General features: G+C 59.3%; 9 protein-coding genes. 7 read left to right on the top strand and 2 right to left on the bottom strand.

What is annotated here, in order from left to right:
* Positions 1 to 234: 234 nt before the first annotated feature.
* The 5 genes from hflK (CKW31_RS03670) (at position 235) to cfaB (ending at position 7,706) form a co-directional block, all read left to right on the top strand.
* Positions 235 to 2,187, top strand: coding sequence for a protease modulator HflK (gene hflK / locus CKW31_RS03670; RefSeq protein WP_095093080.1), 1,953 nt, complete (start codon positions 235 to 237; stop codon positions 2,185 to 2,187).
* Positions 2,188 to 2,198: 11 nt separating this feature from the next.
* Entirely contained in the window at positions 2,199 to 3,248 is a 1,050-nt protein-coding gene (gene hflC, locus CKW31_RS03665) for a protease modulator HflC (protein ID WP_095093079.1), read from the top strand.
* On the top strand, positions 3,245 to 4,312 hold the full coding sequence (gene hflK, locus CKW31_RS03660) for a protease modulator HflK (protein WP_095093078.1): 1,068 nt from the start codon (positions 3,245 to 3,247) through the stop codon (positions 4,310 to 4,312). Before hflC ends, hflK (CKW31_RS03660) begins: the two co-directional genes overlap by 4 nt.
* Positions 4,309 to 6,246 (top strand): cation-translocating P-type ATPase, encoded by a 1,938-nt coding sequence (locus CKW31_RS03655; protein WP_095093077.1) that lies wholly within the window; start codon positions 4,309 to 4,311, stop codon positions 6,244 to 6,246. The genes hflK (CKW31_RS03660) and CKW31_RS03655 overlap by 4 nt, the downstream gene beginning before the upstream one ends.
* A gap of 275 nt (positions 6,247 to 6,521) precedes the next feature.
* The gene (cfaB, locus tag CKW31_RS03650; RefSeq protein WP_095093076.1) at positions 6,522 to 7,706 is read left to right on the top strand and encodes a C17 cyclopropane fatty acid synthase CfaB; all 1,185 of its coding nucleotides are present in this window, start codon (positions 6,522 to 6,524) and stop codon (positions 7,704 to 7,706) included.
* A gap of 188 nt (positions 7,707 to 7,894) precedes the next feature.
* Here cfaB and cls read toward each other — a convergent pair whose 3' ends face one another.
* Positions 7,895 to 9,334, bottom strand: a complete 1,440-nt coding sequence (gene cls / locus CKW31_RS03645; protein ID WP_095093075.1) for a cardiolipin synthase — start codon at positions 9,332 to 9,334, stop codon at positions 7,895 to 7,897.
* Positions 9,335 to 9,503: 169 nt separating this feature from the next.
* On the opposite strand from cls, the gene CKW31_RS03640 reads away from it, so the two are divergent.
* Positions 9,504 to 10,025: a DUF3617 domain-containing protein gene (locus CKW31_RS03640; RefSeq protein WP_087269329.1), complete on the top strand. Its 522-nt coding sequence runs from the start codon at positions 9,504 to 9,506 to the stop codon at positions 10,023 to 10,025.
* Here the strand turns inward: CKW31_RS03640 and folE2 are convergent.
* On the bottom strand, positions 10,009 to 10,926 hold the full coding sequence (gene folE2, locus CKW31_RS03635) for a GTP cyclohydrolase FolE2 (protein ID WP_095093274.1): 918 nt from the start codon (positions 10,924 to 10,926) through the stop codon (positions 10,009 to 10,011). The genes CKW31_RS03640 and folE2 overlap by 17 nt on opposite strands.
* Before the next feature lie 106 nt (positions 10,927 to 11,032).
* Between folE2 and CKW31_RS03630 the strand changes: the two genes are divergently transcribed.
* Positions 11,033 to 12,256, top strand: coding sequence for an N-acetylmuramoyl-L-alanine amidase (locus CKW31_RS03630; RefSeq protein WP_095093074.1), 1,224 nt, complete (start codon positions 11,033 to 11,035; stop codon positions 12,254 to 12,256).
* Positions 12,257 to 12,465: the final 209 nt, after the last annotated feature.

The raw sequence follows: 12,465 nt of genomic DNA, 5'->3' as shown, positions 1-12,465 counted from the left end.
ACGATTTCTAATGGGCGCGATTTCGTGGGACCGGCTTTAGCCGGGAAGAGGGCAGTACAGTCACTAAAGACAGGGCGTGAGGAATACCGCCTTCCCGGCTAAAGCCGGTCCCACGTCGAAATCAGCGCTGACAAAAATTTCACTGTTACTGTTATATCGTAACGACCTATCCTGTGGGTTCAGCCCGCAAGTGCCGGGCTATGGCAGCAACTTTCGGTGAGTTCTGGGGCGTCGATGCGGGTTGATCTGGATGTTGAGCACGGCGGCTTGAATGGCCTGCCCAGATTTCAAAGGGCCGCGGTGCATGCGGCGCGGTTAAAACGCCTGACCTGGATAACGGGTGGGGCGGGCATTTTCGGATTGATACTGGCGTTGTTCGCTGACTTGTTTGCAGCGAACACGCTGTGGGCTGCGGTGCTGGTCAACGCTGCAGCTACGTTTCTGTTGTTGGCTGCCGCTCTGCAGTCCGCCCACGGCGTTGCGCAATGGCGTGCTTTGGTGTTGAGAGGCGTCGAGCCACATGTCGCGTCGCAGGCTCTGGAGCCAGAGGACAGCGGCTGGTACGACCGGCTTCTTGAGCGCATCAGTCGGTTAGGGCGCTCGACCTTGACACAGATTGGTGCCCCCACGCTTTGGCTGGCCGGTTGGTCAGTGGTTGCGCTGACTTGCCTCGAAGCTGTGTGGGACTTGTCGCTACCGGGCAGCGACTTTTCGCGGGTGGGCAGCGTCGCGGGCAGTACGGCGGTGTTATTGGCGTTCGGCCTGCTGGTCCTTGAGCGCCAGTTCAGTGGTGAGCAGGCCGAGTGGCCGGAAGCGGCACAACTGGCGCAAATGACCCGCGTGGCGATTACGATGTTGCTCATTGGCGCGGTTTGTCTGTTTTTCTCCAGTGTCGAACGCCCATGGACGGCACGGCTGGCGGTGTTGAGCGGATTATTGCCGGGCCTCGTGGCCCTTGAACTGCTGATCCGTGCGGCGCTGTCGCTATTCAATCCACGTAATCCCCGTGTCGAGCCGCGTCTGACGGCCAGCAGTTTCATCGCGGGCCTGTTGCGCTGGCCGCCGCAACCTTTGCAGGCCTTGCAGCACGAGTTACATAACCGCTTTGGTATCGACCTGCGGCAGATCTGGGCCTTCACCTACATGCGGCGAGCGTTTCTGCCCGTCCTGGCGACAGTCATGGCGCTGGGCTGGGCGCTCAGCGGTGTACATGAAATCCCAATGCAAGGACGCGGCATCTACGAGCGTTTTGGCAAGCCGGTAGAGGTACTCGGGCCCGGTTTGCACGGTGGTCTTCCCTGGCCCTTTGGCCGGGTACTGGCGGTGGAAAACGGCGTGGTTCACGAACTGGCCACCAGCGTCGCCGATGCGAGCGGCATCACTTCTGCTCCCGTGCCTGATTCAGCAGAAGGGCCCGCCCCGGCCAGCACCAACCGTTTGTGGGACGCCAGCCATATCAATGAAAAGTCTCAGGTGATCGCCAGCAGTGCAGGCGACAAGCAGGGCTTTCAGATCGTCAATATGGATGTGCGGCTGGTGTATCGCATCGGCCTGACCGACGAGGCGGCCCTGGCTGCTACGTATAACAGCGCTGATGTGCCGATGTTGATTCGCAGCACGGCCAGCCGGGTACTCGTGCACGATTTTGCTTCGCGCACGCTGGACGAATTGCTGGGTGAGCAGCGCTCCTACCTGGCGCAAGATATCGGCAACGCAATCCAGGCCGACTTGCAGCGCCTCAACAGCGGTGTGGAGATTCTTGCCACGGTGATTGAAGCGATTCACCCGCCTGCCGGGGCTGCCAACGCTTACCACGCGGTTCAGGCCGCACAAATTGGTGCTCAGGCGCTGATTGCCCGGGAGCGGGGCGCGGCCAGCAGCATGTCCAATGTGGCGCAACTCAACGCGACCCAAACCCATGACAAAGCCACCGCCAGCGCTCGGGAAGTCATGGCTGACGCTCAAGCCGCGCAGCTGCGTTTCAGTGCCGAACAGCAGGGTTACGCCAGGGCGGGGCAGGCGTTCTTGCTGGAGCAGTACCTGACGCAACTCAGCCAGGGCCTGGCCCAGTCGAAACTGCTGGTGCTCGATCACCGTCTGGGCGGGGCGAACAATGCACCGACCATCGACCTGCGTACTTTCACCCTACCGGCAGACCCAACGGCGCCGCGTAAAGCCGTCCAGTAAGGAGTCGTCCCTTGAGTCTGTTTCATAACCACGATCACGCCGGTCACGATCACAGCGGCCACGGCCATGACGGTCATCACCACGGTCACCACCACGGCGAATCATCCGGCTCTGCCGCCTTTCCATGGCGTCGGGGAATGCTCGCGGCACTGTTGATCGCGTTTGCCGTGGCAGCCGCCAGTCTGGTCCAGGTTCGCTCGGGCGAGGCGACGGTCATTACCCGTTTCGGTAATCCTTCGCGAGTGTTGCTGGAGCCGGGTTTGAGCTGGCGCTGGCCTGCGCCTTTCGAGGCGGCAATTCCGGTGGATCTGCGTTTGCGCACCACCTCCAGCGGCTTGCAGGATGTCGGCACGCGTGACGGGTTGCGCATTATCGTTCAGGCCTATGTCGCCTGGCAGGTTCAGGGCGACGCGGACAACGTGCAACGCTTCATGCGAGCCGTGCAAAACCAGCCGGACGAAGCGGCGCGGCAGATCCGCACCTTCGTCGGTTCTGCGCTGGAAACCACGGCCAGCAGTTTTGATCTGTCGAGTCTGGTGAACACCGATGCCAGCCAGGTGCGGATCAGCGAATTCGAAAACCAGCTGCGTCAGCAGATTGATCAACAATTGCTCACCACCTACGGCGTGCGCGTCTTGCAGGTCGGGGTTGAGCGTTTGACCCTGCCGTCGGTGACGCTCAACGCCACTGTGGACCGGATGCGTGCCGAGCGCGAAACCATCGCCACCGAACGGACCGCTGTGGGAAAGCGCGAAGCGGCGCAGATTCGTTCGGCAGCCGAGCGTGACGCGCGAATCGTTGAGGCAGACGCTACGGTCAAGGCCGCCGATATCGAGGCTCAATCCCGGGTCGAAGCCGCGCAAATCTATGGCCGTGCCTACGCCGGTTCGCCGCAGCTCTATAACCTTCTGCGTTCGCTGGACACCCTCGGCACCATTGTTACCCCCGGCACCAGATTGATTCTGCGCACCGATGCCGCACCGTTCAAAGTGCTGGTCGATGGCCCGCCCACGCTGGATGGCTCTTCAACGCCGGCGGGTAAAACCGGGTCGCAACCATGAGTGAGCATGACGCCTCAGGCAATCAACGACCGGCCTCGAACAACCCATGGTTGCAGGCCAGCCGTCTGGCGTTTCTGGCCCTGTATGGCGTGACGATTCTGGCTGCGTTGGGTTGGGCCGTGTCCAACGTGCGACAGATCGATCCGCAGAACCGTGCCGTGGTGTTACGCATGGGCGCATTGGAGCGGATCCAGAACGCCGGGCTGCTGACCGCCTGGCCGCAACCGTTCGAGCAAGTGGTGTTGTTGCCGTCCGCGGACCGGGTGATTGAACGCCGTGTGGAGACCTTGTTGCGTTCGTTCTCGGCTGTGCAGGCCGACAAGGCTGCAAGCTTTGCGGCGCCCATGAGCGATGCGCTGGCCGGGTCGGGTTATCTGCTGACCGGGGACGCCGGGGTGGTGCAGCTGGACGTCACGGTTTACTACAAAGTCAGCGATCCCTACGCCTTTGTGCTGCAGGGTGATCATGTGGCGCCAGCGCTTGACCGACTCGTCAATCGCAGTGCCGTGGCGCTGACAGCGGCGCGGGATCTGGACACCATTCTGGTCGCCCGACCTGAGCTTGTTTCGGCTGACAGCCAGTCAGCGGAACGACGTGAGCGCCTGCGCGGCGATCTGGTGCGCGGTATCAATCAGAGGCTTGCAGAGCTGAGTGCCACGGGCGTCGGCATTGGCGTCGAGGTGACCCGTGTCGATGTTCAATCGAGTTTGCCCGGTGCAGCCATCAATGCTTTCAACTCGGTCCTGACCGCCAGCCAGCTCGCTGATCAAGCCGTGGCGAATGCGCGGAACGACGCGGAAAAGCTCATTCAGTCAGCTAACCAGCAGGCAGACCGTACCTTGCAAGTGGCGCATGCCCAGGCATCCGAGCGTCTGGCCAAAGCCCGGACCGATACGGCCACAGTGGCCAGCCTGAGTGAGTCGATGCATTCCGGGAGTGACCCCGGTTTGTTGCAACGTCTCTACCGCGAGCGCGTGCCAAAGATCCTCGGCCAGGCCGGTTCAGTGACCACTGTCGACCCCCGTGACGATTCCCGCCTGATCATTCAGGGAGCAGAACAATGAGTGGCGAAGCCGTTCACGAACCCGTTGCTACACCCGGGGCGCAGAGCATGCTCAGCGCCCCGGAAAAACGCAGTGCTGCACGCCAATTGACCTTGGCAATGATGGCCCTGGGGCTATTGGGTTTGGGCTTGATCTGGCGTTTTGTCGCGCCGGATCAATATGGCGTCAGCCAGCTTTTGTTGGGCGCGGCATCTCTACTGGTGGCGATTCCGGTGGTCAGCGCCGGTTGGCACAGCCTGCGTTACCCCAGCCTGCATGGCGTGACCGATCAATTGATCGCCTTGGCGATGCTGGGTGCCTGGGCTACCGGAGACCTGATGACGGCGGCGCTGCTGCCAATCATCATGATCTTTGGTCATGTGCTGGAAGAGCGCAGCGTCATCGGTTCTCAGGAAGCCATTCAGGCGTTGGGCCGCCTGACCCGCAGCCATGCGCGGTTGATCAAGGCTGATGGCAGCGTGGAGGAAGTGGATAACTCGATGCTGGCTGCGGGGGATCAGGTTGAAGTCCGTGCGGGCGATCGGGTGCCCGCTGACGGACGAGTGATCTCGGGTCAAGCCAGCCTGGACACCGCGCCGATTACCGGTGAATCAGTGCCACTGGAGGCCAGGGCCGGGATTGAAGTGTTTGGCGGGGCGATCAACCTGGATGGTCTGCTGCGTATTGAAGTGACGCGCACGGGGCAGGATTCCACGTTGGGCAAAGTGATTGCGCTGATGCAAAGCGCCGAGCGCTCCAAGCCTCCGATCACCCGGCTGTTGGAGCGGTATGCGGGCAGCTACATGGTGCTGGTGTTGCTGATTGCCGCAGTGACCTGGTTCATCACCAATAACGCCCAGGCCATGCTCGCCGTGCTGGTCGCCGCTTGCCCATGCGCGTTGGTGCTATCGGCTCCGGCAACGGCCATTGCAGGTATCGCCGTGGCGGCCAGACACGGGATTCTGATTCGCAGCTCGGCCTTTCTGGAAGAGCTGGCCGACCTGACTTCGCTGGTCGTCGACAAGACCGGCACCCTGACTTTTGGCACATTGCGTATTGAGTCCGTGCAAAGCGCGGGTCCCGAGTCGCCGCATTTTCTGCCATTGGCGGCAAGCCTGGGCAGCGCCAGCAGTCACCCGGTCAGCCGCGCGCTGGCCAGTTTGATTGCCAAGGATCAGCAGCTGGCGCTCAGCGATATCCGTGAGCTTCAGGGCTTGGGTGTCGTAGCGACGAGTGAGCTGGGCATTGCTGCATTGGGCCGTCCCGAGTTGTTCGAGCAACTGGGTATCACCACCGCAGCGGTCCCGATTCACGACGGTCCGATTGCCGGTCTGGCACTCGACGGTGTGTTTCTCGGTTGGCTGTTGCTGGCCGATACGCTGAAGCCAGAGGCCCGTGCAGCGCTGGCTGAATTGCGCGAGCTGGGTCTGGGCAGGCAGTTGCTGCTGACCGGTGACCGACAAGCCGTCGCGAACACACTGGCTCAGGAAGTCGGCATTAGCGACGTGCAGTCCCAAGCCTTGCCCGAGGACAAATTGACCCGGGTAAGGGCGGAAATAAACCGCGGCTTCCGGCCTATGGTGGTGGGCGACGGCATCAACGATTCCCTGGCCCTTAAAGCGGGTGTGGTGGGTGTGGCAATGGGCGCGGGTGGTGCCGATATCGCGCTGGCGTCGGCAGACATCGTGCTGATTGGCAGTGATCTTCGTCGGCTGGGGACCTGTGTTCGATTGAGCCGACAATGTCGCCGAACGCTGCAGGTCAACGTCATCATCGGCCTCGGTTGGACCCTTGCGATTGTGGCCCTGGCTGCCTTTGGCTGGCTGGGTGCGGCGGGGGCGATGGTCGCTGCGATTCTGCATAACCTGAGCACGCTGCTGGTGTTGGGTAACGCTGGCAGATTGCTGCGGCTGCATGAGCCGTTGGGCGAGCTGCCAGTCACGGCGCAACGTTAAGTCAGTTATGACTCGCATAAACGGCGAACTGGAGCGATTTGTTAAGTATAAAAAATTGCTTGAGGTTTGAAGAACTCTGTTACAAATTAACAGTCAGTCATGGAGAGTGCTGCATTTTCCAGCTTCATGTCTGGCTCGAATCAGGTGGGGTACAAGGCTGTTCCCGGAGGTCGATTCGTAGTTATTGGCTATAGCGCCTATAGCGGGTTGGTTCTAGTCCAGAACTGATCCTCAACTACGCTTTTCAAGTTCTTGATCATTGGGGGTTTACTCAAATGCTCGCGCAACTTCCACCGGCCTTACAGAATCTGCACCTTCCGCTACGTCTCAAGCTCTGGGACGGTCATGAACTCGACCTCGGGCCCACGCCTAGCGTGACGATTTTCGTCAAAGACCCCCAACTGGTTTCCGATTTTTCCCACCCAAGCCTCGATCTGCTGGGCAGCGCCTTCGTGGAAGGCCGACTGGATATGGAAGGCTCCATCAGTGAGGTCATGCGGGTTTGCGATGAGTTGACCCAGGCGCTGGGTGACGAAGATCAGGAGGGCGGTCCGACTCGCTGCCCGCATGACAAAGCCACCGATGCAGCGTCGATTTCCTACCATTACGATGTCTCCAATGAGTTCTACCAGCTCTGGCTGGACAAAGAGATGGTGTATTCCTGCGCCTATTTCAAAACCGGCAATGAAAGCCTCGAACAGGCGCAGCAAGACAAATTCCATCACCTGTGCCGCAAGTTGCGGCTCAAGCCGGGTGAGTACTTACTGGATGTGGGTTGTGGTTGGGGAGGCCTGGCCCGTTTCGCCGCGCGTGAATACGGTGCCAAGGTATTCGGTATAACCCTGAGCCGCGAGCAACTGGAGCTGGCGCAGATCCGGGTCAAAGCTGAAGGTCTGGAAGATCAGGTGGACCTGCAACTGCTGGATTATCGAGATCTGCCTCAGGACGGTCGCTTCGACAAGGTGGTCAGCGTCGGAATGTTTGAGCACGTCGGCCACGCCAATCTGGCGCTGTACGCCCAGTGCCTGTTTGGCGCGGTGAAGGAGGGCGGGCTAGTGATGAATCACGGTATTACCGCCAAACATATTGATGGTCGCCCGGTGGGCCGCGGTGCTGGTGAGTTTATCGGCCGCTATGTGTTCCCGAATGGCGAGCTACCTCACGTATCGCGAATCAGTGCTGACATCAGCGAGGCGGGGCTGGAAATAGTGGATGTCGAAAGTCTGCGCCTGCATTACGCGAAAACCCTCGAGCACTGGAGCGCCCGACTGGAAACGCATCTGGAGCAGGCCGCTGCCATGGTTCCGGAACAGACGCTGCGCATCTGGCGCTTGTATCTGGCTGGTTGTGCCTATGGGTTTGCCCACGGCTGGATCAATTTGCATCAGATTCTGGCAGTCAAACCTCGCGCCGATGGTGGTCATGATTTGCCATGGACGCGCGCAGATATCTATCGTTAGTCGATCAACGCGCAGTAGTTTTCACTTAGTCTCTGTAGGCGCGCACGAGCACCGCGAGGCCGCGATAGCGGTGCATCAGACGGACCGCCGTCGCTGCCTCGCGGTGCTTGTGAGCTCCTACAGAAAAGTATTCCAAATCATATAGTTATTGTTTTTTGGATAGGAGTAGCAGGCCTTTCCCCGTCACTTCAGAGGATCGGTGAAATCAGGCGCGCAACGCGCATCCCCAATTGTTGCAAGTGGTGCGTCTCCCGACTTTCCTGTTCCGATACTTCATGGGCGAGTGCGAAGTCGTCGTTAAGCATCTGCTCCACTTCGCTGGCGAAATCGCTGTCGACGGTGAGCAACATCAGTTCGAAATTCAGGCGAAACGAGCGGTTATCAAGGTTGGCACTGCCGATCGCGGTGATCTCGTTATCCACCAGCACCACCTTCTGGTGCATGAAACCTGGCCCGTAACGAAACACCCGGACGCCGGCGCGTACCGCCTCGAAGGCGAACAGCGTTGAGGCGGCATACACCACGTAATGATCCGGACGTGACGGCAATAGAAGACGGACGTCAACGCCGCGCAACACCGCAAGGTGCAAGGCTGCCGACACCGCTTCATCGGGCACGAAATACGGACTGGTGATCCATACCCGTTCGGTTGCCGCATGGATCGCTTCAACGAAAAACAGTGAGCAGGTTTCCTGCTTGTCCGCTGGTCCGCTCGTCAGCAGCTGGCATAGCACGCCATCTTCCGGGAAGCTGTCCGGCAGGCTCAGGGGCGGTAATTCCCGTGTCGCCCAGAACCAGTCCTCGGCAAATGATTCCTGCAAGCAGGCAACCACTGGCCCGATGACTTGCACATGGGTGTCGCGCCAAGGCGCGAGTGGTGGCTTGAGCCCGACATATTCGTCGCCGACGTTGTGCCCGCCGACGAACCCTCTCGTACCGTCAACCACGACAATCTTGCGGTGGTTGCGGAAGTTGATCTGGAACCTGTTGAGCCAGCCGCCGCGGGTCGCGAATGCCTTGATCTGCACGCCACCTTTGCGCAGTTTTTCGCTGTAGCTGCCCGGCAGCGCGTGACTGCCAATGCCGTCGAACAGCACGTAAACGGCCACGCCTTCGGCGGCCTTCTCCAACAGCAGTTCCTGCAAGCGGCGGCCCAATGCGTCGTCATGAATGATGAAGAACTGAATCAGGACCGTCTCTTTCGCTTCGCGGATGGCATCGAAGATTGCACTGAATGTGGCTTCGCCATTGATCAGCAGCTTCACCTCGTTATTGGCGAGTGCCGGGGTATTGCCCAGTTTTGGCATGGCGCGGAGTGACGCATACGCTTCCGAACGTCTGGCAGCAACGGCCTCTTCAATCCAGGGGCGCCAGTTCATATCACTGATGGCGGTGCGCATTTCCTGGTTGGCCTGACGTCGCGCCTTGATATAGGCATCAAAGGAACTGCGGCCGAACACCAGGTAGGGAATCAGGGTGAAGTAGGGAATGAACAGTAGCGGCATTGCCCAGGCAATCGAGCCTTGCGCAGTTCGTACTGTCAGCAAGGCATGAATCGCGGCGATAATCCCGAGCAGATGAATGAATCCAATGACATAGCCGAAGAAATACGGGCTGTGGTAATCCATTCTTGATCTTTCCTTACGCACCATTGCTGCTTAACAGACCACAGTGGGTGCGGATTGTCGCTATTTTATTCGCGGTGCAACTGGCTGCATGATCTGCCGTCTAAGCCTCATCGTCCGGCGACCATGTGCGGTTGCTCCTGTCCCTTATGGGTTGAACAAGGATCCAGTAATGAAGAAGTCCACCTTGGCATTGATGTGCTGTCTGGTTGCGCCATTGGCTCAGGCGCAAATGCTACAACCCGGTCTGTGGGAGCTGACGTCCAGCAACATGCAAGTAGATGGACAGGCGATGCCGGACCTGCAAATGATTCTGGGGCAGCTGAAAAACCTGCCGCCAGAACAGCGCGCCATGGTTGAGCGCAATCTTGAAACTCAGGGCGTCACGCTGGCGGGTAAAGGCGTGCGCTTTTGTCTGACCGATGCGCAGGTCAAAGGCGATGACATTCCGCTGACTGATCCGAAGTCCGGCTGTACCCAGCGCATCACCGAACGCAACGGCAAAAACTGGAAATTCACCTTCAGTTGCCCGAAAGCTCAAGGCAACGGCCAGGCTCAGTTCCTCAGTGATCGAGAGTTCACCACCCACGTTATCGGCACGTTCAACGCCACCGGCCAACAGCAGAATGGCAGCATGGACACCCGTGCGGTGTGGCAGGGCGCCCAGTGCGGTGCAGTCAAACCGCGGACTTGATTGCCATTCCTCCCTCGGCGCTCCAGCTACTCTGAGCGACAGCGTCGTGGGCGTGCAGGCTTTCAGCGTGCACGACCTTCACCGTGAAGGCCTTGAGCGCCGGATTACTCTGCAATGCTTGATGCAGGCGACGGGCAGCGTCTTCGCAGAACATCAGGTTCTGCCCGTTCGCTAAAGCGAAAGCCTGCTCATCTGCACGCTTGACCGCCGTTTGTACGGCAGTTCCGAGCGCAGCTTCAGCTTGGTCAATCAGGCTCAGCATCGGAAATTCCTCAGAAAAATCATCCAGTTGCACGTGGAGATGGGCATTGCTGCGCTGGCTATGCGGCGTGGCAACGATACCTTCGGCAGTGCCTAGCCATTCCAGAACGCTTTGGTAATCCAGCTCAGCGCTACCGAAGTCGTCAGCGAATTGCTGTTGGATCAACTGCCTGGCTAGAGCTGCTGAGCAAGGGCAGGTGGATGAATAGGCCACGTCAATTTTTAGTTCCACGTGGAACATATCGTTTTCAACGCTTGCCAAGATGCTGATTGGATAGGCTTTCCAGCCTGCCAACGGGCTGATCAGCGCCGGGCGTTTGAGCATCCATTCGGTGTGAATATTCAGATAGGCACGCCGAGACAAGCCTTCGTGACTTTCAAGGAAGCGTGCCAGCACCTGCCTGACTAAGGGCATGGTCAGCTTTTCGCCTTCCAGCCATTCAAGTGCGAGATACAGGCGCGACATGTGGATGCCTCTGGCGTTGCCATCGTCCAGGCTAACCCCCGCATCGACCTTCGCGCTCACGTGCTGTCCCTCAATGCGCAGAGGTAGGGCGATGCCGCACATACCCACCCAATCCAGCGGCTGTGCCTGGCGTGAGGCTTGGGCGGCGATATCCGGAAGTGAAGCAAGTTTCATGAAAGAGGCCATCAGTCGAGTAAATCATCACGTTATACTATAACTATAATTTCGACGATTTCTTTTTTTGGGCTGGGATGCTCTTCACCTTCGAATGGGTCATCACATGCACCGCCGTCAAATTCTGCTCAATTTCTTGCTGGCCAGTGCAGCCTTCGCACTGCCGCTGGGCGTCAATGCAGCTCAGATACGCAACGCCCGCCTGTGGCGCACTGCCGACAAACTTCGGCTGGTGCTGGATCTCAGTGGTCCAGTGCAATACAAGACCTTCACCCTTGGGGCACCAGACAGACTGATCATCGACATCAGCGGCGCGCGCCTGAGCGGGGATTTCAGTCAGCTCGCGCTGCAAGACACGTTGATCAAATCCATTCGCTCCGGGCACTACGGGCAGGGTGATGACACGCGTATTGTTCTTGATCTGGCCGGGCCTGTGAAACTCAACAGCTTTCTGCTGGGGCCTGCTGGCGATCAGGGCCATCGTTTGGTTCTGGACCTGGGCGCTGAGGGCGCTGCTGCGCAACAATTGGCGGCGCAGCCGGTACAGCGTGCGCCGATGGTCAGTGACAAGCAGCACCCCAAGCGCAACATCATGGTGGTGGTCGATCCGGGGCATGGCGGTAAGGACCCCGGCGCGGTAGGGGCCAAGGGCGAGCGGGAAAAGGACGTGGTGCTGTCTATCGCCCAGATGTTGGCCAAGCGACTGAAACGGGAAAAAGGCTTCGACGTCCAGCTGGTGCGCAACGACGATTTCTTCGTGCCGCTGCGCAAGCGCGTCGAGATTGCGCACAAGCACAACGCTGACATGTTTATCTCGGTGCACGCCGACGCGGCACCGCGCCTGACCGCTTCCGGTGCATCGGTGTTTGCTTTGTCCGAAGGCGGCGCAACATCAGCCACTGCACGCTTCATGGCGCAGCGCGAAAATGGCGCGGACTTGCTGGGCGCAACCAGCCTGCTCAACCTCAAAGACAAGGACCCTATGCTGGCCGGGGTCATCCTCGACATGTCCATGAACGCCACCATCGCCGCCAGCCTGCAACTGGGCAATACCATCCTCGGCAGCCTGGCGAACATTACCGCCCTGCATCAAAAACGCGTCGAACAGGCCGGCTTTGCGGTACTCAAGTCGCCGGACGTGCCGTCGATTCTGGTGGAAACCGGATTCATCTCCAACGCCAAAGACAGCCAGCGGCTCGTGACAGCACGTCATCAACAGGCTGTGGCGGATGGATTGTTTGAAGGGTTGCAGCGGTACTTTCAGCGTAATCCGCCGGTTGATTCGTACATGGCTTGGCAGCAGGAGCTGGAGCGAGCCGGGCAGGTTTAGCTTTAATTTAAGTTGTGGGAACGTCTGTATTCCTGAAAAAACACTGTAATGAAGCAAACACGGCCCCTGTAGGAGTGAGCTTGCTCGCGATTCGATTTTCTTTCGATAAATCATCGCCTGACCTGCCGCTATCGCGAGCAAGCTCACTCCTACAAAGATCTGTTTACTATATGCATTGTTATACTATAACCTAAATCAGGTGATTGACC

This window comes from Pseudomonas sp. Irchel 3A5, assembly GCF_900187575.1.
In the GTDB taxonomy this organism is placed as follows: Bacteria; Pseudomonadota; Gammaproteobacteria; order Pseudomonadales; family Pseudomonadaceae; genus Aquipseudomonas; species Aquipseudomonas folii.
This window is presented reverse-complemented; position numbering and strand designations above follow the sequence as displayed.

Excerpts from the sequence above, each read along its gene's own strand:
- CKW31_RS03655 (WP_095093077.1), top strand. The coding sequence starts at position 4,309 with ATGAGTGGCGAAGCCGTTCACGAACCCGTTGCTACACCCGGGGCGCAG.
- cls (WP_095093075.1), bottom strand. The coding sequence starts at position 9,334 with ATGGATTACCACAGCCCGTATTTCTTCGGCTATGTCATTGGATTCATT.
- CKW31_RS03640 (WP_087269329.1), top strand. The coding sequence starts at position 9,504 with ATGAAGAAGTCCACCTTGGCATTGATGTGCTGTCTGGTTGCGCCATTG.
- CKW31_RS03630 (WP_095093074.1), top strand. The coding sequence starts at position 11,033 with ATGCACCGCCGTCAAATTCTGCTCAATTTCTTGCTGGCCAGTGCAGCC.
- hflK (WP_095093078.1), top strand. The coding sequence starts at position 3,245 with ATGAGTGAGCATGACGCCTCAGGCAATCAACGACCGGCCTCGAACAAC.
- folE2 (WP_095093274.1), bottom strand. The coding sequence starts at position 10,926 with ATGAAACTTGCTTCACTTCCGGATATCGCCGCCCAAGCCTCACGCCAG.
- cfaB (WP_095093076.1), top strand. The coding sequence starts at position 6,522 with ATGCTCGCGCAACTTCCACCGGCCTTACAGAATCTGCACCTTCCGCTA.
- hflK (WP_095093080.1), top strand. The coding sequence starts at position 235 with ATGCGGGTTGATCTGGATGTTGAGCACGGCGGCTTGAATGGCCTGCCC.